The sequence below is a fragment of the Actinoplanes couchii genome (genome assembly GCF_016862075.1).
Taxonomy (GTDB): domain Bacteria; phylum Actinomycetota; class Actinomycetes; order Mycobacteriales; family Micromonosporaceae; genus Actinoplanes; species Actinoplanes couchii.
On record NZ_BOMG01000055.1, the window covers coordinates 1 to 20,985 of the forward strand.

Here is a 20,985-nt window from a genome sequence, read left to right on the forward strand (position 1 = left end):
CACAGCAACAGCAGGGAATCGCCGGCACCGAGCCGGACCAGGAGCGCCCGGAGAAGAGGCCCGCCGGCCAGGTCGAAAGGTTTGCCGATCTCCTTCTCGATCGCGTCGCGGCCCATACTCTCGCGCAGTTCCGCGCCGGCGACACCGGTCAGATCGACCACCGGAACCGAAACCGTCCAAGGGTCGTCCACAAGCTGTTCCGGATCGCCCTCGGCGTCGACAACCAATCGGGTACGCAGCACCTCGTGCCGTTCGACGAGAGCCGTCAGCGCCCGCTCCAGAGCCGGCAGGTCAAGTGGACCTGTGACACGCAGCGGGAACGGCAGGATGTACTCGGCACTGTCCGGAGCGAACTGGTTCAGGAACCACAAGCGCTGCTGCGCGAACGACAACGGCGCGGGCTCCCCCGCTTCCCGGCGCCGCATGGGCGACTCCGGCACCGACGAACCAGCACGCTGACGCATCCGCGCGAGAAGCCGCGCCGAGGAGGTCCGGTCGTCAGAGGTGTTCATCAGATTGCTCCCATGCGACGCAGTGAAAAGCGGCCGAAACGGTTCCCGGCAAGTCCCGAGCTGAGACGCTATTTCGCTGTCGCACGACCGGCGACGGGCCGGCACCGGGGAGCGGAAGAGACTCGATCAGCGGTATGGAATCGCCGGCACGATTCTCTAAAGTGCCGACTCTGCGGCCATCTCGCCGACTCGGCATCTCGCCGACTCGGCATCTCGCCGACTCGGCGTCTCGCCGGCGAGACATTCCGATGCTTTGCCGGGGGCGAACAGCCGGTTCAGCGCCGGCTCGCTGATGCCCGCCCGTTGACTTTCACCGCCACGATGACATCACCCGGACGGACGCTGGGTCACGTCCACCGAAGTGGTGTATGACCCCGGTCACTCGTAGATGTCCACGCGGCCGACTCCACCTCGACCTGCTGGTACGCCTCGAATCAGCCCTTGAGGAGCTGCCGCGCCATCACGATGCGCTGGACCTGGTTCGTACCCTCGTAGATCTGGGTGATCTTGGCGTCTCGCATCATGCGCTCGACCGGGTAGTCGCGGGTGTAGCCGTAACCGCCGAGGATCTGGACCGCGTCGGTGGTGATCTCCATGGCCGCGTCCGAGGCGAAGCACTTGGCCGCCGCCCCGAAGTAGGTCAGGTCGGCGTCGCCGCGCTCGCTCTTGCCGGCTGCCGCATATGTGAGCTGACGGGCCGCCTCCAGCTTCATGCCCATGTCGGCGAGCATGAACTGCAGGCCCTGGAAGTCGGCGATCGGCTTGCCGAACTGCTTGCGCTCCTTGGCGTACGACAAAGCGAAGTCGAGCGCGCCCTGCGCGATGCCGAGAGCCTGCGCGGCGATGGTGACCCGGGTGTGGTCGAGGGTCTGCATGGCGGTGGCGAAGCCGGTGCCCTCGGCGCCGATGATCCGGTCGGCGGGGATCCGCACGTTGTCGAAGTAGACCTCGCGGGTCGGGGAGCCCTTGATGCCGAGTTTCTTCTCCGGCGCGCCGAAGCTGACCCCGGCGTCGCTCTTCTCCACCACGAACGCGGAGATGCCGCGGGAGCGGGCGGCCGGGTCGGTGACCGCGAAGACCGTGTAGTACTCGGACTCACCGGCGTTGGTGATCCAGCGCTTGACCCCGTTGAGCACCCAGTGGTCGCCGTCACGGACCGCGCGGGTGGTCATCGACGCGGCGTCGGAACCGGCCTCCGGCTCGGACAGGCAGTAGGAGAACATGCCCTCGCCGGCGGCGACCTTGGGCAGGTAGCGCTGTTTGAGGTCTTCGGAGGCGGCCAGGATCAGCGGCATGGTGCCGAGCTTGTTGACCGCCGGGATCAGCGAGGACGAGGCGCAGGCGCGGGCCACCTCCTCGATCACGATCGCGGTGGCGAGGGCGTCGGCGCCGGCTCCGCCGTATTCGACCGGGATGTGCGGGGCGTGGAAGTCGGACGCGCGCAGGGCGTCGTACGACGCCTTGGGGAATGTTCCGGTCTCGTCGGCCTCGGCGGCGTGCGGGGCGACCCGCGCGTCGCAGATCTCGCGCACCGCGGCGCGGATCGTCTCGTGGTCCTCCGGCAGACGGTAGACGTCGAAGTCAGCCATTTCCTTAACCTTCCCTAAGGCGATCCCGAGGCTATGTTACCGGCGCGTAGCGTGGCGCGGGCAACAGCGTCCGATGTGCCGAATATCGCGGCTCCCACCTGGGCATCCTGGGAAACTGCCGGGTTCGGGTCCGTTTCCACAGATCTCCACCCGGTTGAGACTGTTCTAATGAGGTGTCATAGCGGCATGCTCTAACTACTGAGAGCGGCTGGTCTAGGAGGTTCTGTGGCGAAGGCTGACGAGCCCGATCACCTTGACGATCAACTGGCTCGCATAGACGCCTCCATAGCGGACCTCAAGATCCGCGACATGGCGGCGGCCGCGGAGCGGACCACCATCGCCAGCAAACTGCAGGCTGCCATGTTCCAGCGCGACATACTCGCGCACTCGCACGCCCAGAAACAGCAGAAGGGCGCGAAGGCCAGGCGGACCACCCGCCGCCGCCCGCCCGAGGACTTTCCGCCGCCCCCGCCGCCGGGCACCCCGCACGCCGCGGAGGCCCCTCCGGTCGAGGAGCAGCCCACCGCGGAGGAGCGACGCCGCGAAAACCGGGAAAGCCGCGAAAACCGGGAGCACCGGGAAACCCGGGAACGACAGCCGGCCCCCGACTGGGCCGAACCGGGCACCGACCACACCGGCCCGCCCGGGGTCGCCACCGACGGCGCGGCCCTGCTGGTCGACGACCCGCCGCCGACCGAGCGCCCGGCACCGCCCCGGCCGCCCCGCCGGCCCCCGCTGGCCACCATGGAGCACCCGCCCGAGGCCTCCACCCAGTCGGTGCAGAACATCCTGCTCGTCCTGGGCGCGCTGCTGCTCGGCGTGGCGGCCGTGGTGTTCGCCGGGGTCGCGGTCTCCAACCCGTTCGCGCGCACGCTGATCCTGGCCCTGGTCACCGGCATCGCCCTGGCGGTGGCGCCGGGGGTGGCCCGGCAGGGGCTGTCCTCGACCGGCGAGACGGTCGCGGCGATCGGTCTGGCCATGCTCCCGATGACGCTGTACGCGCTGCACGACAGCCCGCTCGTCGGCGGTGACGTGCCGCTCTCGCTCTACCTGGGTGTCACGTTCGCGATCACCGCGGTGGCCGCGTTCGCCTACGCCGGCGCCACCCGGCTGGCCGCACCCCGGTACGCGACGGTCATCGCCACCCAGCCGGTCGCGCCGTTGCTGGCGTACCCGCTGATCCAGAGCCCGGCCGGCTGGGGCGTGGCGCTGACCGCCGTGGCCCTGCTGGACCTGCTGCTGCTGACCACGGTGATCCGGACCGGCCGCCTGGTGCCGAAGTGGCCGCTGGGCCGCCCGGCAACCGGCGACGAGGACGACCTGACCCGGCCGGAGTCCCAGCCGGAGGAGCCCGACTTCGTCGTCTCCGGCGGGCGACGGTCCCGCTGGTCGCTGTTCCCCGGCCCGCAGGCCCGGGCCGCCGCCCCGCCGTCGGCCGGCTGGCTGCGCGAGCTGACGTTCGCGCTGCTCTGCCTCGCCTGCGCGGGCGCCCTGCTCTACTCGTCGGTGGCGCTGCTGCAGGCGCAGGTGGTGGCGGACGCGCTGCGGTCCGGCCTGATCCTGGTGGCCGCCGCGGCGACCGGGGTGGCCGCGGCCCGCCTGCTGCGGGTTCCGTTCGCGATGAACGTGGCCGGCGCCGTGCTGACCCTCGCGGTGATCGGGGCGACGGCCCGGATCGCCGGGGTGATCGCCCCGCACTGGAGCGTGGTGGCCGCCGCCGCGACCGTCGCGATCGCCGGCGCCGTGGTGGCCCGGATCCCCGAGGAGACCCGCCGCGGCCCGCAGCTGGCGTCGACGGGTGTGCTGGTCCTGATCGGCCTGGTCGTCGGGGTGGACGCGCTGCGGGCGGCGATCGCCCCGGTCGCCGCGGCGCGGCCGGTCTGGGACGCGGACAGCGCGGCGTACGCCCAGCGCCTGGCCGAGGCGGTCGGGCCGAGCGGCTGGCTGCTGGCCTTCAGCGCCCTGCTGATGACGATCGGCGCCGCGCTGGCGCTGCCGGCCACGATCCGCCACGAGGGCGCCGTCGTCGGTATCGCGGTGACCGCCCTGGCGGTACCGGCCTCGCTGGGCCTGCCCTGGTCGGAGGCGCCGTGGCCGCTGGTGCTGGCGGCGATCGGCCTGGGCGCGGCCGGCCTGTGGGCGGACACCCGCCGGATCGCGATCACCCATGTGGCAGCGGCCGGGGTGGTCGGCGTCTTCGGGGCCGCCGCGGCGCTGAGCGCGTCCTGGTTGACCGCGGCGGTGCTGACCGCGCTGGCCGGCGCCGGGATGATGGTCACCATCGCGGCCCGGCAGATCCCGGTGCGGATCTTCGCCTGGGTGGTCGGTGACTGGGCGTCGGGCGCCGCCGCCCTCGCCGTCCCGGGCGCCGCGGTGACCGCGGCGCTGGCCGTCTCCGACCCGGGTGGCGGCCCGCCGCCGAACGCCGGTTCCACCGTTCCGGCCCTGGCCGCCGGGTTCCTCGCGGTCGCCGCGACGCTCAGCTACGCGGCCGTCTTCCAGGTCGCCCGCCGCGAGATCAGCCTGCCGCTGACCGCCGGGACCGGACTGGGCGCGGTCGCGATGGCCCTGGCCGCGCTCTTCGCACCCGGCGCCGAGGCTCCCGACGTCTGGGTGGGCGCGCTGCTGCTGACCGCCGCCGGCCTGCTGTTCTTCGCCAAATCCATTGACAGCCGCGGCCGTACGGACCGGGTGCTGGACGGTCCGGACATCGCCGCCGCGGCGGCCACCGTGGCGATCTGCGGCGCCCTGGCCCGGGTCGCCGCGCTCGCCTTCCCGGCCGCGCCGCTGGCCGTGGCCGCGGTGATGGTGCTGCTGGTCGGCATGGGTGTGATGGTGCTGCCGGACGACTGGCGGCCCGGCCCGGCCCGCGGTCTGGGCATCGCCGCTCTGCTGGTCGGCGCGATCGCCGGCTATCTGGCGCTGGCCGGTGGGCTGAAGGTGCTGGCGCTGCCCGGCCCGCTGTGGGCGGCCGACGTGAGCGCCTATCCGGCGACCGCCCCGCCCGGCGCGTGGCAGGCCCCGTTCGCCCTGGTCGCGATCGCGATCACGGCGGCGGTCGCGATGCCGCGCCCCTGGGCGCCGTACGCGTCCGGGCTGGCCGCGGCGCTGGCCACCATCTCCGTGCCGTACGCCTTCGGCCTCCCGTGGTGGTCCCCGCTGGTCGTCGGCACCGCCGTCGCGGTGGGTTACGCCCTGGGCGCCGTGGCGACGAACGACCCGCACTCGGCCCGGGCCCGGGCCGGGGTCGCCACCCTGGTGCTGCTGCACGCCACCTCGGCCGCGCTGGCCCTGCCCTGGTCGACGGCGCTGGCCCTGCTGATCGTGGTGCTTCTCGGCCTGCTGGTGGCGGCGATGGCCCGGATCCCGGGCAGGACCGCGATCGTCGACGAGGAGACCGGCCCGGTCCTGCCCCGGCACCGGGCGCAGATCGGCGGCGCGGCCACCGCCGCGGTGCTGCTCGCCCTGCCGGGGTTCCTGGCCGCGGTCGCCGCCGATCAGGGGCACGACATCCAGGTGGTGCTGACCGCGGCGCTGGCCGGTTCGACGCTGGGGCTGGCGCTGCTGGCCGCGCTGGGCCGCTACCTGCCGCAATATCTGCCGTGGGCCACGATCGGGGTGGTCCTGGGCGCCACCGTGACCGCGCTGGCCTGTCTGCCGACCGACTACCCGACGGCGCTGTACGCGGCCGCCGCCGCCCTGGTCGGGGTGCTCGCCGAGATGCTGCGCGCGGCGGTGCCGCCCCCGCCGACCCAGGCCCGGGTCGCGCCGTTCGACGACAGCCCGGCCGCCAGCCGCTACATGCGGATCCGGCACTCCGGGTGGGGTGAGCGCTGGCTCACCGACCCGGCCGCCGGCGCCGTGATGCTGGCCCTGCTGCCCACCCTGCTGGCGCTGTTCTCGCTGGCCCCGGCGTTGCGGGCGGCGCTGATCGACCCGCTGGACCAGCTGTCGGCGATCTGGGCCGGCCCGGTCCCGGCGCTGACCGATCCGGCCGTCGGCACCGTGGACGGCACCAGCGCCCTCGCCGCGATCCTGCTCACCGGGGCGGCGGCGCTGGCCGCTGTCGGTTTCGGGGGCCGGGCCGCGGAGGCGGTGCCGGTGATCCTGCCGGGCGTCGCGCTCACCCTGCTGATCACGCCGATCGCGCTGAACGCCGGATATCCGGCGGCCACCGGTGCGGCGCTGGTGGTCTTCACCATCTCGATGCTGGGGCTGGCGCTGACCCCGCCGCCGGTCGCGGTCCGGGCGCCGATCCTGCGGCTGACCCGCAGCGCCGTCTTCGTGATCGGCCTGCTCGCCGGTGGCGCGGGCCTGGCCGGGAGCCTGGCGCAGGAGCCGATGACCCTGTTCACGGTGGGCAGCGCGGTCGGTGTCGGGCTGGTCGCGGCGCTCAACGGCCGGTCGCAGATGGCCCGGCTGCTGGGCTGGCTGTTCGCGGCGCTGATGGGGCAGATGTTCGTGCTCGCGGTGTCGCTGTCGGCCGGGCTGGAACGGCACTGGGCCGCGTTCGGGGTGCTGGCCGTGGGTGCGGTGCTGCTGTCGCTGGAGGCGGCGCTGCCGCGGCTCGGGCTGACCCAGTACCGGGCCGAGGCGGTCACCGTCGAGTGGTGCGGTTACGCGTCGGCGGCCATCGCCGGGGTGCTGGCGTTCGGTTCCCTCGCGCACCTGGCGGCGCTGCTCGCGGCGTGGGGTGCGGTGCTGGGCCTGACGGCGTCCCGGCCGGACCGCAGCGAGAGTCAGCGGCGCACGCTGTTCTGGACCGCGGTCGGGTTCGAGATCGTCGGCTGGTGGCTGTTCATCTCACTGGCCGAGGTGGGGCTGCCGGAGGCGTACACGCTGCCGTTCGCCGCCCTGGCCCTGGCGGTCGGCGTGGTGGAAGCGCATCACCGGCCGGACCTGAGCAGTTGGGCGGCGTACGGTCCGGCGCTGCTGGCCGCGTTCGTACCGACGATCGGGATCGTGCTGACCGGCAACGGCGGCGATCTGCGGGCGGTCCTGCTCCTGCTGGGTGCGGTGGTCACGCTGCTGATCGGCTCGCGGACCCGGCAGCAGGCGCCGGTGGTGGTCGGCACGATCGCCACGGTGTTCGCGGCGCTGGCGTTCGCGACCACCGTCGGCGGCCCGTGGCTGATGCTGATCCCGGTCGGTGTGGTCCTGCTTTTCCTGGGCGCGTCGAGCGAGAACCGCCGCCGCACCCAGGAGTTCCGTGAGGTCCTGTCGAAGATGAGGTGACGGTCAGCCCATCAGTTTCCGGCGCAGGGCGGCGTCCTTCTCCTCGACCATCTGCTCGAGGCTCTTCTGGAACGCCGCCATCCGGTCGCGCAGCGCGGCGTCCGAGGCGCCGAGGATCCGGACCGCGAGCAGGCCCGCGTTACGCGCCCCGCCGATCGACACGGTCGCCACCGGCACCCCGGCCGGCATCTGCACGATCGACAGCAGCGAGTCCATCCCGTCCAGGTGCTTGAGCGGCACCGGGACGCCGATCACCGGCAGCGGGGTCAGCGCGGCGACCATGCCCGGCAGGTGCGCGGCGCCGCCCGCCCCGGCGACGATCGCCTGGATGCCCCGGCCGGCCGCCGACGCGGCGTAGTCGACCATCTTCTTCACCGTGCGGTGGGCGGAAACCACCCCGACCTCGAACGGCACCTCGAACTCGGCGAGCGCGACCGCCGCCGCCTCCATGGTGGGCCAGTCCGAGTCGCTGCCCATGATGATGCCGACGCGCGGGGACATCTAAACGCCTTCCTGAAGCCACTTCGCGGCGCGGGCGGCTCGTGCCCGCACCTTTTCCAGATCGTCGCCGAGCACGGTCACGTGACCGATCTTGCGGCCCGGCCGGACCTGCTTGCCGTAGAGGTGGACGCGGGCGTCCGGCACCTCGGCGAACAGGTGGTGCAGCCGCTCGTCGACGCTGATGCCGCCGGGCTCGCCACCGAGCACGTTCGCCATCACCACGACCGGGGCGGCCAGCGCGGTCGACCCCATCGGGTAGTCCAGCACGGCCCGCAGGTGCTGCTCGAACTGCGAGGTCCGGGCGCCCTCGATGGTCCAGTGGCCGGAGTTGTGCGGGCGCATGGCCAGCTCGTTCACCACGATGCCGGTGTCGGTCTCGAACAGCTCGACCGCCAGCAGACCGACCACGCCCAGCTCGTTGGCCAGGTCGATGGCGAGCTGCTGCGCCGCCAGGGCCAGCTCGTCGGACAGGCCCGGGGCGGGCGCGATCACCTCGACGCAGATGCCGTCGCGCTGCACGGTCTCCACCACCGGGTAGGCCGCGACCTGCCCGAACGGGGACCGGGCCACCAGGGCCGCCAGCTCCCGCCGGAGCGGCACCTTCTCCTCGACGATCAGTGGGACACCCGTCGACACCAGGTCGGCAGCGGCCTCGGGCGAGCCGACCATCCAGACGCCGCGTCCGTCGTACCCACCGCGGGTCGCCTTGGCCACCACCGGCCAGGAACCGGCCGCGAAATCCTCTATGTCGGTTTTTGAGCCCACTCGGGCCCAGCGCGGAATCGGAGCGTCGAGAAAAGCCAGGCGCTCCCGCATCAGGCCCTTGTCCTGGGCGAAGACCAGCGCCTTCGACCCCGGGAAGATCTTCACACCCTCGGCCTCGAGCGCCTCGATGTGCTCGGTCGGCACATGCTCGTGGTCGAAGGTGACGGCGTCGCACCCTTTCGCGAACTCACGCAGAGCCGCGAGATCGGTGTGCGTGCCGATCGGAACGTCCGCCGCGACCAGCGCGGCGCTGTCATCGGGCTTCTCACTGAGCACACGCAGTGACTGGCCGAGGGAAATGGCGGCCTGGTGGGTCATCCGGGCCAGCTGGCCGCCCCCCACCATGCCGACTACGGGCAGACCGGTTCGGGTATCCATCGCCCGGTCAGCCTAGCGATCGCGCAGTTCAACCCCCAAATCACACCCGCTTGCCGGTACGCGTGAATCGCCCGGCCAGTTCCGCCGCCGTCGTGACCGGGTGTTCGCACACAAAACCGCGGCACACGTAGGCCGTCGCGGCGCCCTCCCGCAGCGGACGGCCGGCCAGCAGCGGGACGCCGGCCCGGTCCGGTTCCCCGGTCACGATCACCGATCCACCGGGCGCGTGCCGGTACACCGCCGCGACCAGCGGATCCGCCGGATCGGTGGTGGCCACCGCGATCTCGTACGGCCCGGCCAGCGCCGCCTCGGCGACGGCCGCCGCGTACCCGGCGAACCGCGGATGCCCGCTGATCAGCGGCCCGAGCGTGGCCAGCGCCGCATCGGCCGCCTCCCGGTAGGAGGTCTCCCCGCTCAGCGCGGCGTACCCGACCAGGGCCGCACAGATCGCCGACGTCCCGGACGGTGTCGCGTTGTCGGTCGCGTCGGCGGGCCGGGTGAGCAGCTCCTCCGCGTCGTCGGCGGTGTCGTAGAACCCGCCCTTGCCGCTCGGGAACCGGTCCAGCGCCACGTCCAGCAGCTGTTTCGCCAGGTCGAGCCAGCGCGGTTCGGCGGTCACCTGGTACACCGCGAGGAACGCCTCGGCCACGCACCCGTGATCCTCCAGGACCCCGGCCGGGTCGCCCACCACGCCGTCCCGGGAGACTCGCCGCAGCCGGCCGTCGACCAGGTGCCGGTCGGCGAGCACCCCGGCCAGCGCGACCGCCGCGTCCAGGATCGCCCGGTCCGCGGTGAGCACGCCGTACTCGGCCAGGGCGGTGATCGCCAGCCCGTTCCAGGACGCGACCACCTTGTCGTCGCGGGCCGGCTGCGGGCGCTGCGCGCGGACGGCCAGCAGCCGCCGCCGAACGTCCTGCCAGCGCTCGACCAGCGCCGGATCGGCCTCGTCGATGTCCCGGGCCAGCACCAGCACGCTGCGGCCGTGCTCGAACGTGCCGTCGGCGGTGACCCGGAACAGGTCGGCGGCCCAGGCCCCGTCGGCGGCGCCGAGCGCCTCGGTCAGCTGGTCCGGGGTCCACGCGTAGGTCAGGCCCTCGACCCCGTCGGTGTCGGCGTCCAGCGCCGAGGCGAGACCGCCCTGCGGGGTGCCGAGATCTCGCACCAGGAAGGCCGCGGTCTCGTCCGCGATCCGGCGGGCCAGGGTGTCCCCGGTGAGCCGCCACACCTGGGTGTACGCCCGGAGCAGCAGCGCGTTGTCGTACAACATCTTCTCGAAGTGCGGCACCACCCACCGGGCGTCCACCGCATAGCGGGCGAACCCGCCGGCCAGCTGGTCGTAGATGCCACCGCGGGCCATCTGCTCGGCGGCGTGCCGGACGATCTCCAGCGACTCCGCCGACCCGGTCCGCTCGTGCTGCCGGAGCAGGAACAGCAGGTTCATGTGCGGCGGGAACTTGGGCGCCCCGCCGAACCCGCCGTACGTGTCGTCCTGCTCCCCGGCCAGCCCCGCGGCCGCCGCGTCGAGCAGCTCCGCCGAGATCGGCGCGGTGGGCCCGCCCACGAGCTGAGCCCCGCCGATGGCCTGCACCACCGCGGCGCCCTGGGCGACGACGTCGGCCCGCTGGTCCCGCCAGGCGCTGGTGACCGAGGTCATCAGCCGCCCGAAGTCGTCCTTGGCGAAGTAGGTCCCGCAGAAGAACGGCACCCCGTCCGGGGTGGCGAACACGGTCATCGGCCAGCCACCCTGCCCGGTCATGGCCTGGGTGGCGGTCATGTAGACGGCGTCGACGTCCGGCCGCTCCTCCCGATCCACCTTGACCGCCACGAAGTCACTGTTCAACTGAGCGGCGACGGCCAGGTCCTCGAAGGACTCTCGAGCCATGACATGACACCAGTGACAACTCGAGTAGCCGATCGAGATCAGGACCGGGACGTCACGCCGCCGGGCCTCCTCGAACGCCTCCGGACACCAGGGCCACCAGTCCACCGGATTCTGCGCGTGCTGAAGCAGATACGGCGAGGTCACAGCACCCAAACGGTTCACGCCGCTCAGCCTCTCACACCGGAAAGCACCACCATCGAGACCCGAATCCCGCCACGCCCGGCGTAGTGACGGGTCAACCCCGTAGCGACGAGCGGCCGTCCGCCCAGTCGGTGAGGACGGCGCCGGCCCACCGGGTGTCCAGCGCCAGCGCGCACCGGGCGCCGTAAAGCAGGTCTCCGGCCAGTTCGGGTTCGGCGGCGGCGAACGAACCGCACATGTCGTGGGCGGCGATCTGTTCGTGCACCGCGTCCGCTTCCACGTGCTCGTCGTAGAAGGCGGTGGCGTCCGCGTCCCCGCCGAGCCGGCGCAGCCCGTTGGCGTACGCGCGGTTCGGGAGCGAGGAGGTCATCTCGTACGCGGCCAGGTGTCCCAGCAGTGCCCCACGGTTGCGGCGGTGCAGCGCGAACAGCGACATCACGTTGTTCGTGGCCAGGGTCGCGGCGCCGACGTCGTCCACGTACGCGCCGTACGTCAGGTCCAGACCGAACCACCGCATCGTGCGTTTGAACAGCTCCTGATGCATCTTCGCGACGGCCCCGACGCCGTACTCGTCGATCTGGATCTCGATGAGCGCCGCCTTCGCCCGCCCGGCCAGTCGCGGGATCGCGAACGTGTGCGGATCGGCCTCCCGCAGGTGGTAGACCGACCGGTGCGTGACGAACTCCCGGAACTGTTCCCGGGTGGCCCGGCCCCGCAGATACTTCGACAGCGACGGCCCGCCGTCGGCGGCCACCAGTTCGTTCAGCAGGCGCGGCACGTCGGCGGCCGCGACCGGCTCCGGCGGCCCGGCGAGCATGTGCAACTCGGCCTCGAAGCGGTCCTCCAGCGCACGGCGGAACCCCAGCAGGGCGGGATCCCACTCCCAGCGGTCGTTGACACCGTCCCAGCCCCGATAGGCCAGTTCGTAACAGACGAAGAGCGCCAGGTGCAGATCCTCGTCGTCGTCCGGCACCGGAGTGGACGGCAGAACGGTTCCCCGCCCGCCGAGTGTGTCGATCAGCGCGGCCGAGGCGGAACCGCGAGGAGCAGGGAGTTTCATGTCGTCAGGCTTCCCGGGACCGGCATCGGTAAACACCGTTTCAAGCGCCGCCGGGAGGGGATTCGATCACCATGACCTCCACCATCGTCCCGTACGAGGACGGCCCGCTGATCGTCCGCGGCGACTTCGATCTGCGCACGCCGGACGGCACCCGGATCGACCCCGGCCGCGGCACCGTCGCCCTGTGCCGCTGCGGAAAGTCCGCGATCAAGCCGTTCTGCGACGGAACCCACCGGGCAGTGAACTTCCGCGCCGGATCCGACCGTGACACCCCGGCCCCACGCTGACCGGCACCCCGGCGTTTCACCACCCGCCGGCCGGGCATCCGCGCCGGATGACACCCACCACCGGCGTGACCTTCATCGGCAACGCGACCACCCTGCTGCGGCTCGGTACGTTCACACTGCTCACCGACCCCGCGTTCGGGCCGGCGGGCAGCCGGGTCCATCTCGGGTACGGCGCCTGGACCCGCCGCCGCAAGGACCCGGCGATGTCGTACGCCGACCTGCCGTCCCTCGATCTGGTCCTGCTCTCCCACCTGCACGGTGATCACTTCGACCGGGCCGCCCGCCGGGCCGTGCCCCCGGACCTGCCGATCGTCACCACCCCGCAGGCCCGGCGCCGCCTGACCCGGCGCGGATTCACCGCCACCGGGCTGCCGACCTGGGACGCGCGGGAGTGGCGCCGCGACGGGCAGCTGCTACGTGTCACCGCGGTGCCCGGACGGCACGGCCCCGGATTCGTCGACCGCCTGCTCCCGGACGTGATGGGCTCCCTGATCGAGTGGGAGGTGGACGGTGAACGGCGGCTGCGGCTCTACGTCACCGGCGACACGCTGTACCGTCCCGGACTCGCCGACATCCGGCAGCGGTACGGCGAGATCGACGTGATGCTCATCCACCTCGGTGGCACCCGGCTGCTCGGCCTGCTGTTGACCATGGACGGCCGGCAGGGCGCCGAACTGACCGGTCTGATCCGGCCGCGGCTCACCCTGCCGATCCACTACGACGACTACACGGTGATGAAGAGCCCGATCGCCGATTTCCTCGGAGAGTGCCGCGACCGCACCCTCACCGGTGTCCGGACCCTGGAGCGGGGTGAGACGGTCAGTCTGGCGGCGGTGGCGCGTGAATGAACGCGGAGCGAGTGCGGTCGTCCACGTTAGCCTGAAGTGGTGAAGCTCAAGAAGCCGAGCCGGATGCAGTGGCTGGTCATCGCGGCCGTGGCCGTGGCGATCGTGCTGGTGATGGGCAATCGGAAGAAGTCCGAGGAGCCCGCCGTGGCGGGCCCGCTCGACGACGCGGCCAGGACGACGTGCGACTCGTTCGCCAAGGAGTACCCGAAGGCGAAGAGCCGGACCGCTCGGCTGCGGCTGGCCGACCGGACACTCGCGGCGTCGGCCCGCACCGAGAACGACGCGATCGGGCGGCGCTCCGGTGAGCTGGGCCGGAACGCCGACGACGATGCGACGTGGAAGGCTGCCGCGAACACCCTCATCGACGCCTGCAAAGGCGCGGGCTGGACCGCCCTTTAAAGCCTGTGAAGACCGTCAGGCGGCGGCGGGGGCGTCCCAGAAGACGTAGACCGCGCCGTACCGGATCTTGACGACCTGACCGGCGGTGCAGCTGCCGGCCGGGGCGGCGCCGCCCGAGGTGTGCAGCCGGCTGATGAAGTCGGCCTTGCTGAGGATGCCGGTTCCGGTATGGCTGTTGATCTCCAGGAGCAGCTCCGGGATGGTGCCGGCCCGGTCCGGTCCGGCGGCCTTCTTGGTGGCGGTGACCAGCGACTTGTCCCGCAGCGACTGCCAGCTCGGGCCGCCGAAGTGGTGGATCCGGCCGCCGGTGCCGACGAGCTGCGCCTCGGGAGTGGACGCCGCGGTGTAGCCGCCGGTGGTGGCGCCGGCCGGGACGGCGCAGGTGTAGTTCTGGGTGCCGTCGGTCACCACGTACGCGCCGATCGGCTTGGAGCCCTTGGGCGGCTTGATCGCGGCGGGGATGCCGGGGATGGAGACGGCGCGCGCGTCCGGGCCGACCGCGGCGGGGGCGGCGATCGGGGCCTCGGCGGCGGAGGCGTTGAAGGTGACGGTGCCGATGCCGGCGACGACCGCCGCCATGCCGACACCGGCGAGGGCACGCACACGGGAACGCTTGGTGCTGAGCATGAGATTTCCCCCCTGGGAATCCGGAAGGCGGGTTGAGCGGCCCGCCGACCCGATTCACGGAGACGACCTCAGGACAGATCAAGATCGATTAATTGTTGGTACGTTCGGGCCATACCGCTTGACCGAAAGTACCGTTACCCACCAGTAAAGCAACGGATTCACGTTTGCTGCCACAAGTGGACAAATCGCGTTCTATAGGCGTACCCGAGCAACGGTGTCGACCTGGAGATGTGGTCAGGAGACCTCGTCGGTGCGCAGCTGCGTGACGTTGGCCGGGGCGGACCGGGCCAGCTGCGACAGCGCCTGCACGATCTTGTCGGCCGGCATCGGCTTGCAGAAGTGGTAACCCTGCGCCGACGGGCAACCCAGCGCGATCAGCGCGGCCCGCTGCTCGATCGTCTCGATGCCCTCGGCCACCACCCGCACACCCAGCCGGGCGCCCAGCTCGACCGCCCCGCGGACCACCGCGCCGGCCGCCGCCGAGTCGATCATCTCGTCCACGAAGGACCTGTCGATCTTGATCTCGTCGACGGGCATCCGGGTCACCGACGACAGCGACGAGAACCCGGTGCCGAAGTCGTCCAGCGACACCTGCACCCCGGACGCGCGCAGCCGGGCCAGCACCTCGTCCACGATGTCCTGCTCGCTGACCGCCACCGACTCGGTGATCTCCAGGACCAACCGCGACGCGGGTGTACGGTGCCGCCGCAGCGCCTCGGTGACCTGCGCCGGGAACGTCGGGTCGGTGAGACTGCGCGCCGACACGTTGACCGAGACCGGCACCTCGATCCCGCTCGCCGTCCAGTCCGCGGCCGAGGCCAGCGCCAGGTCGAGGACCCGCCTGGTGAACGGGATGAGCAGCTCGCTGCGCTCCACCAGCGGCAGGAACTCGCCCGGTGACAGGTGGCCGCGCCGTGGGTGCCGCCAGCGGACCAGCGCCTCCACCCCGGTCGGCTCGGCGGTGACCAGGTCGACGGCGGGCTGCAGGTGCAGCAGGATCTGGTCGTCGACGGCGAACGCGTCCTGCAGGTCGGCGAGCAGGGCCAGCCGGTCGGTGCTGCTGACGTCCTGACCGCTGTCGTACGTCCCGACCGTGATGCCCAGCTCCTTGGCGCTGTCCACGGCCAGGGAGGCCCGGCGCAGCAGCTCGCCCACCTCGGACTCGCCGGCCGGGCAGACGGCCACCCCGACGGTCACCTCGACGGAGAGCCGGACCCCGGCCACCTCAATCGGCAGCCGCAACTGCTCGACCAGTTCCCGGGCCCGGCGCAGGGCGGTCGGCAGCGAGTGGGGCTCACCGCGCTGGGCGGCCGCCGAGTCGGCGAGGGTGGCGACCGGAACGAGCAGGGCGAATTCGTCGTCCCCGGTACGCGCGACCAGCTCGCCACCACGGGACAGCCCGGTGAGCCGGTCACCGATCAGCCGCAGCACCTCGTCGCCACCGGCGTGCCCGAGGGTGCTGTTCACCTCGCGGAACGAGACCACGTCGAGCAGCAGCAGCGCCACGTGCTGGGCCCGGTCGAGCGAGCGCAGCAGCGGGTCGCCCTCCGATCCCAGCGCGGACCGGTTGATCAGCCCGGTGAGCGGGTCGCGCACCCGCATGTCGAGGGCGGCCGAGTCCAGGTCGGCGATGTGCCGCCGGGTGGCGGCGTCACGCAGGGCGCCGGCCAGGGCTTCGCCGTACGCCGCGATCGCCGCCTCGTCGCGCGGCACCGGCAGGCCGGGCTCGCCGAGCCAGACGGTGAGTTCGCCGACCGGGCGCCCGGCCACCGCCATGCTGCGGGTGATCGCCGGGCCGGAGCGGGTGCCGGCGACGCCCTCCAGCCCGGGGCCGTCCTGGGCGTACCGTCGCCGGCCATGCCCGGTGCGGACCTCCAGCTCGGCCCGGCGGGCCCCGAAGACGTCCAGGGCGCCGCGCAGCCCGGCCCGGGCCACCTCGGCCTCGCTGGCGCCGGGCAGCCGGGCGGTGGCGGCCGCGAACGCCTCCCACATCCGGCGCTCCTCGGCGGCGCGCAGGTGGAACCGGTAGGTGCGGTGCAGCAGCCACAGCACCGGGCCGAAGGCGAGCAGCCAGAGCGGCTCGCGGACCAGGGCGTAGACGGCCAGGACGCCGACCACGACGTTGCCCACCGACATCGGCAGCTTGGCGGAGAGCACCCGCGCGGCGATCTGGCCGGGCTGGGCGTCACGGTGCAGCATCAGGGTCAGCACGACGAGTCCGAATGTGATCGCGAGGTAGGTGCCCGCGCCGGCCGCCAGGGCCAGCGGGAGCCGGGCGCTGTGCACCGGGACGTCCCCGGCCAGGAGCGAGGTGACCAGGGCGGCGCCGGCGACGCCGAGCGTCATCGAGGCGACCAGGTGCACTATCTCGGCGGCGTTGCGCAGGCCGGTGAGCCAGGCCAGCAGCAGCCAGGCGGCGCCGGTGCCGGCCAGGGTGGCGGCGGGCAGCCAGCCGGCCGGGGCGACCACAAAACCGACCACCACGGCCGCTTCGGCCCAGCTGACCGAGATGGCGTCCGGCCCGAGACGGAACCGGAGGCCGGCGAGCTGGGCGATGGCGGCGAGCACCGCGGCGACACAGACGCCGTCGACCGGGGAGAGCGGGCGGCCGCTCACCTCGGGGACCGGCTGGAGGGCGCCGAGGACCACTGCGGCGGCGGCGGCGATCACCACGGCGACGGTGAGGATGCGGACCGGGCGGGGACTCGTCCACCAGCCCTGGAGGGCGGTCATGGGACCGCCCGGTGCTGCACGGCACGGTGCACAACTGTCTGCACGTGCATCTCGATTACGGAGAGTTTGCGCCGGACAGTGTGCATGTCGGCGCCCCCTTCCGCGCAGGGTCCAGGGACGGTGCAGTCCCCGGCGGAAGGCTAAATCAATCGCGAAGAACGCAACAGGGCTTGACGGGGCCGAGACGGACACACTCGCCGTTCGGCGGGGCGAACCACGCGGGCCGGGCGGGGGCCGAAACGGTCAGGACCGCTTGCCGCCGTCGTCGGCCGGAGAATCGCCGGAATCGTCGCGCACGCCCGCGACCTCGGGTTCTTCGGCCTGGGCGGCGGTCTCCGATCGACCGGCCTCGACCTCGCCGGGCGCGGCGGTGGCGGAACGCCCGGAACCGTCACCGGTCCGGGCGATCTCTGCCACACCGTCCCGCTCGCCCGCAACCTCGAAACTGTCGGGAAGCCGACGAATGCGCTTGTTCATGTTGCGGATCAACAGGACGGTCGCCACACACATCAGGACGATGAGGAACAGCCCCATCGGGCCGGCCAGGCCGCCCGACCGGGTGTCGCCGAAGTTGTTGACATCCTGGGTGAAGTACACACCTGCAGAGTAACCGCTCAGTGCGTGTCGGCCTTCTCCCGGATACCCGCGAACAGGTCGGACTCCGGAATCGGGCTGTCCACGAGCGACCGCGCCAGCTCGAAGTCCTCGGTCGGCCACACCTTCTGCTGCATCTCCAGCGGGATGTGGAACCAGAACCCGTCCGGGTCGACCTGGGTGGCGTGCGCCCGCAGCGCGTCGTCACGCACCGAGAAATACTCCCCGCACTCGACCCGGGTGGTCAGCTTGTCCCCGCGGTCCTGCCGCTCCGACCACTTCTCCAGCCACTCCGCGTACGGCGACTCCAGCCCCGCGGCCAGCATGCCCTCGTGCAGCGCGAGCATCCGCGCCCGGGTCCAGCCGGAGTTGTAGTACAGCTTCAGCGGCTGCCACGGCTCACCCAGCTCGGGGTAGAGCTCCGGGTCGCCGGCTGCGTCGAAGGCCACCACCGAGATCTTGTGGCACATGATGTGGTCGGGGTGCGGGTACCCCCCGTTCTCGTCATAGGTCGTCATGACGTGCGGGCGGAACTCGCGGATCAGCTTGATCAGCGGTTTCGCCGCCTCCTGCGGGTCCTGCAGACCGAAGCACCCCTCCGGCAGCGGGGGCAGCGGGTCGCCCTCGGGCAACCCGGAGTCGACGAACCCGAGCCAGGCCTGGTCGACCCCGAGGATCTCGCGTGCCCGGTCCATCTCGGCACGACGGATCTCGGTGATGTTCTCCAGGACCTCCGGCCGGTCCATCTTGGGGTTCAGGACGCTGCCGCGCTCCCCACCCGTACAGGTGGCGACCAGCACCTGGACACCCTCGGCGATGTATTTCGCCATCGTGGCGGCACCCTTGCTCGACTCGTCGTCGGGGTGCGCGTGCACGGTCATCAGACGCAACTGCTCGGCCATGGTGTTGTTGAGATCCTCTCGACCAGGCCTGCCTGGGGCGGGCCGGGATCGGCTGCGAAGATGGAACTCTGCCATTCTTGCCGATTCCACAGGTAAGAACTGCACGAGAGGGCGACAGGTGAGCGAGACGCACGCCACAACACCGGTCTTCCCGCCGGGCCGCTACGGCCGGCGGCGTGAGGGTGGGCCCCGCCGCCTGGTCCCGATCGTCTGGACGCTGGTCTTCGCGCTCGGCCTGGGTGGGCTCACCTGGGGCTACTACGTCCGTTACGGGAGCACCGACTACACCGCCGACATCATCGGCTGGAGCGACTCCTCGGACCGGGAGATGGTGATCGAGTTCCGGGTCCGGGTGCCGGAGGGCGCCACCGCGATGTGCATGCTGCGGGCCCGCGACTTCGAGGGTTACGAGGTGGGCCGCCGGGCGGTCACCGTGCCGGCTCCGGACGGCGGCGGCACGGTCGAGGTCCGCGAGGCGGTGCCGACGAAGGAGCGCGGTGCGGTGGGCGACGTGATGGGCTGCCGGCCGGCCTCCTGACCCGCCGGCCGCCAGGATCCGACAACGTTTCGTCTTCCGGGCGGCCCGCATACCGCTGGTAAGCTTGGTGATTCGCTGCGTTCAACACCTCACGTTCACGTGGGGTGTTTCCGCCCCATATGCAGCGTCGCTTGATGTTCAGCGTCAATCGCCCAGTTCCAGCAAGGAGATCGACCGTGTCCAGTTCCGAGGCGCCGAAGACCTGGCTCTCCCAGGACGCTCACGACCGGCTACAGGCCGAACTCGACGAGTTGATCGCCAACCGGCCGGCCGTGTCCGCGGAGATCAACGCTCGCCGTGAGGAGGGCGACCTCCGCGAGAACGGCGGCTACCACGCGGCCCGTGAGGAGCAGAGCCGCCAGGAGGGCCGGATCCTGTACTTGAAGGAGTTCCTGCGCAACTCGGTGATCGGCGAGGTCCAGGCTTCGGAGACGGTCGCCACCGGCTCGGTCGTGACGATCTACTTCGACGACGACCAGAGCGACACCGAGACCTTCCTGCTCGGTTCCCGGGAGATCTCCTCCACCACGGAGCTGACCGTCTACAGCCCCGAGTCGGCGCTGGGCAAGGCCATCCTCGGCGCCCGCCCCGGCCAGACCGTGACCTACACGGCCCCGAGCGGCGCCGACATCAAGGTCACCGTGGTCGAGTTCGGCCCGTTCGAGGGCTGACATCCGTGCTGGAAGCCCGCGGCGCCACCGCCGCGGGCTTCTTCGCATCTCCAAACCTTGTCAGGGCGTGGTGTCCGCCAGCTGCGACACCCGGTAACCGGCCTCGCGCAACGCGCTGATCAGCGCCGACGAGTGCTCCGGGCCGCGGGTCTCGACCGAGAGCGCCACCTCGACCTCACCGAAACTCAGCCGCGGGCTCTGCCGCGAGTGGTTCACGTCCACGATGTTGGCCCGCTGCGCGGCGATCTCGCCCAGCACCCGGGTCAGCTCCCCCGGCCGGTCCACGCAGCGCACCGCCAGCCGCAGGAACCGGCCCGCCGACGCCAGCCCGTGCTCGATCACCCGCAGCATCAGCATCGGATCGATGTTGCCGCCGGACAGGATCGCCACCGCCGGGCCGCCGGTCGGCACGTAGGCCCCGGTCAGCAGCGCCGCCGCGGCCGCCGCCCCGGCCGGCTCGACCACCGTCTTGTGGCGTTCCAGCAGCACCAGCAGGGCCGCCGACAGATCCTCGTCCTGGACCGTGACGATCTCGTCGACCAGCTTCGCGACGTGCGCGAACGTCAGGTCACCGGGCCGCAGAACGTTGATCCCGTCGGCGATCGTGGCGCTCGACGTCAGCTTGCGGGGCACCCCGGCGGCGAGCGAGGGCGGGTACGCCGCGGCGCCGGCCGCCTGCACCCCGACCACCCGGATGTCCGGCCGCAGCGCCTTGGCCGCCACCGCCACCCCGGAGACCAGGCCACCGCCGCCGACCGCGGTCACGATCGTCGCCGCCTCCGGGCACTGCGCCAGGATCTCCAGCGCCACCGTGCCCTGACCGGCGATCACGTCGGCGTGGTCGAACGGGTGGATCAGCACCGCCCCGGTCTCCCGGGCGAAGGCGTGCGCCGCCTCCAGGGAGTCGTCGACGCTGGTCCCGGCGTACTCGACGGCCGCGCCGTACCCCCGGGTGGCGGTGACCTTGGGCAGTGGGGCGCCCTCCGGCATGAAGACGGTGGCCCGGGTGCCGACCAGGCCGGCGGCGAGCGCCACCCCCTGCGCGTGGTTCCCGGCGCTGGCCGCGACCACACCACGCGCCCGCTCCTGGGCGGAGAGGCGGGAGATACGGGTGTACGCCCCACGAACCTTGTACGACCCGGCGCGCTGCTGGTTCTCGCACTTGAGCCAGACCGGCATCCCGGTGATCTCACCGAGCAGCCGGGACGGGATCAGCGGCGTCTGTTTGACCACCCCGGCCAACAGGTCACGGGCGGCCTCGACGTCGGCGAGGGTGAGCAGATCGAGCGGTGTACCGGCGGTCATGAACACCTATCGTGCCAC

17 protein-coding genes are annotated in these 20,985 nt (G+C 72.1%); 6 read left to right on the forward strand and 11 right to left on the reverse strand.

Going from position 1 to position 20,985, the window contains the following annotated elements:
- On the reverse strand, positions 1–512 hold a 512-nt coding region (locus Aco03nite_RS21590; RefSeq protein WP_203797276.1), incomplete at its 3' end, for a condensation domain-containing protein.
- A gap of 434 nt (positions 513–946) precedes the next feature.
- Positions 947–2,101 (reverse strand): acyl-CoA dehydrogenase family protein, encoded by a 1,155-nt coding sequence (locus Aco03nite_RS21595; protein WP_203797280.1) that lies wholly within the window; start codon positions 2,099–2,101, stop codon positions 947–949.
- A gap of 225 nt (positions 2,102–2,326) precedes the next feature.
- On the opposite strand from Aco03nite_RS21595, the gene Aco03nite_RS21600 reads away from it, so the two are divergent.
- Positions 2,327–7,336, forward strand: a complete 5,010-nt coding sequence (locus Aco03nite_RS21600; RefSeq protein ID WP_203797281.1) for an SCO7613 C-terminal domain-containing membrane protein — start codon at positions 2,327–2,329, stop codon at positions 7,334–7,336.
- A 3-nt stretch (positions 7,337–7,339) separates the two neighbouring features.
- Here the strand turns inward: Aco03nite_RS21600 and purE are convergent, their stop codons facing one another.
- From purE to Aco03nite_RS21620, 4 genes are all read right to left on the reverse strand, one after another.
- Positions 7,340–7,837, reverse strand: coding sequence for a 5-(carboxyamino)imidazole ribonucleotide mutase (gene purE, locus Aco03nite_RS21605; RefSeq protein ID WP_203797283.1), 498 nt, complete (start codon positions 7,835–7,837; stop codon positions 7,340–7,342).
- Positions 7,838–8,980 (reverse strand): 5-(carboxyamino)imidazole ribonucleotide synthase, encoded by a 1,143-nt coding sequence (locus Aco03nite_RS21610; protein WP_203797285.1) that lies wholly within the window; start codon positions 8,978–8,980, stop codon positions 7,838–7,840.
- 40 nt (positions 8,981–9,020) lie between these two features.
- A complete protein-coding gene (locus Aco03nite_RS21615; protein WP_203797287.1) occupies positions 9,021–11,024 on the reverse strand; it encodes a thioredoxin domain-containing protein in 2,004 nt (667 codons plus the stop codon).
- Positions 11,025–11,097: 73 nt separating this feature from the next.
- Entirely contained in the window at positions 11,098–12,063 is a 966-nt protein-coding gene (locus Aco03nite_RS21620; protein WP_203797289.1) for an iron-containing redox enzyme family protein, read from the reverse strand.
- A 71-nt stretch (positions 12,064–12,134) separates the two neighbouring features.
- On the opposite strand from Aco03nite_RS21620, the gene Aco03nite_RS21625 reads away from it, so the two are divergent.
- The 3 genes from Aco03nite_RS21625 to Aco03nite_RS21635 are packed head-to-tail and all read left to right on the forward strand — an operon-like array spanning position 12,135 to position 13,597.
- Positions 12,135–12,350 carry a CDGSH iron-sulfur domain-containing protein gene (locus Aco03nite_RS21625; protein ID WP_203797291.1) on the forward strand — a complete coding sequence of 72 codons (216 nt, stop codon included), beginning with the start codon at positions 12,135–12,137 and terminating at the stop codon, positions 12,348–12,350.
- Positions 12,351–12,397: 47 nt separating this feature from the next.
- Complete coding sequence (locus Aco03nite_RS21630) at positions 12,398–13,198, forward strand: MBL fold metallo-hydrolase (protein WP_203797293.1); 801 nt, start codon at positions 12,398–12,400, stop codon at positions 13,196–13,198.
- Between the two features lie 39 nt (positions 13,199–13,237).
- Positions 13,238–13,597 (forward strand): hypothetical protein, encoded by a 360-nt coding sequence (locus Aco03nite_RS21635; protein ID WP_203797295.1) that lies wholly within the window; start codon positions 13,238–13,240, stop codon positions 13,595–13,597.
- Between the two features lie 15 nt (positions 13,598–13,612).
- On the opposite strand, the gene Aco03nite_RS21640 is transcribed toward Aco03nite_RS21635, so the two are convergent.
- The 4 genes from Aco03nite_RS21640 to mca form a co-directional block, all read right to left on the reverse strand.
- Positions 13,613–14,224: a DUF3455 domain-containing protein gene (locus Aco03nite_RS21640; protein ID WP_203797298.1), complete on the reverse strand. Its 612-nt coding sequence runs from the start codon at positions 14,222–14,224 to the stop codon at positions 13,613–13,615.
- A gap of 234 nt (positions 14,225–14,458) precedes the next feature.
- Entirely contained in the window at positions 14,459–16,957 is a 2,499-nt protein-coding gene (locus Aco03nite_RS21645) for a putative bifunctional diguanylate cyclase/phosphodiesterase (RefSeq protein ID WP_203797300.1), read from the reverse strand.
- A 243-nt stretch (positions 16,958–17,200) separates the two neighbouring features.
- Complete coding sequence (locus Aco03nite_RS21650; RefSeq protein ID WP_239145340.1) at positions 17,201–17,491, reverse strand: hypothetical protein; 291 nt, start codon at positions 17,489–17,491, stop codon at positions 17,201–17,203.
- A gap of 80 nt (positions 17,492–17,571) precedes the next feature.
- The gene (mca, locus tag Aco03nite_RS21655; RefSeq protein WP_203797311.1) at positions 17,572–18,453 is read right to left on the reverse strand and encodes a mycothiol conjugate amidase Mca; all 882 of its coding nucleotides are present in this window, start codon (positions 18,451–18,453) and stop codon (positions 17,572–17,574) included.
- A gap of 118 nt (positions 18,454–18,571) precedes the next feature.
- On the opposite strand from mca, the gene Aco03nite_RS21660 reads away from it, so the two are divergent.
- Both Aco03nite_RS21660 and greA read left to right on the forward strand, forming a co-directional pair.
- A complete protein-coding gene (locus tag Aco03nite_RS21660; protein ID WP_239145329.1) occupies positions 18,572–18,991 on the forward strand; it encodes a DUF4307 domain-containing protein in 420 nt (139 codons plus the stop codon).
- A gap of 134 nt (positions 18,992–19,125) precedes the next feature.
- On the forward strand, positions 19,126–19,662 hold the full coding sequence (gene greA / locus Aco03nite_RS21665) for a transcription elongation factor GreA (RefSeq protein ID WP_203797315.1): 537 nt from the start codon (positions 19,126–19,128) through the stop codon (positions 19,660–19,662).
- A 60-nt stretch (positions 19,663–19,722) separates the two neighbouring features.
- Here the strand turns inward: greA and ilvA are convergent, their stop codons facing one another.
- Positions 19,723–20,967 (reverse strand): threonine ammonia-lyase, encoded by a 1,245-nt coding sequence (ilvA, locus tag Aco03nite_RS21670; protein WP_203797317.1) that lies wholly within the window; start codon positions 20,965–20,967, stop codon positions 19,723–19,725.
- Positions 20,968–20,985 lie beyond the last annotated feature (18 nt).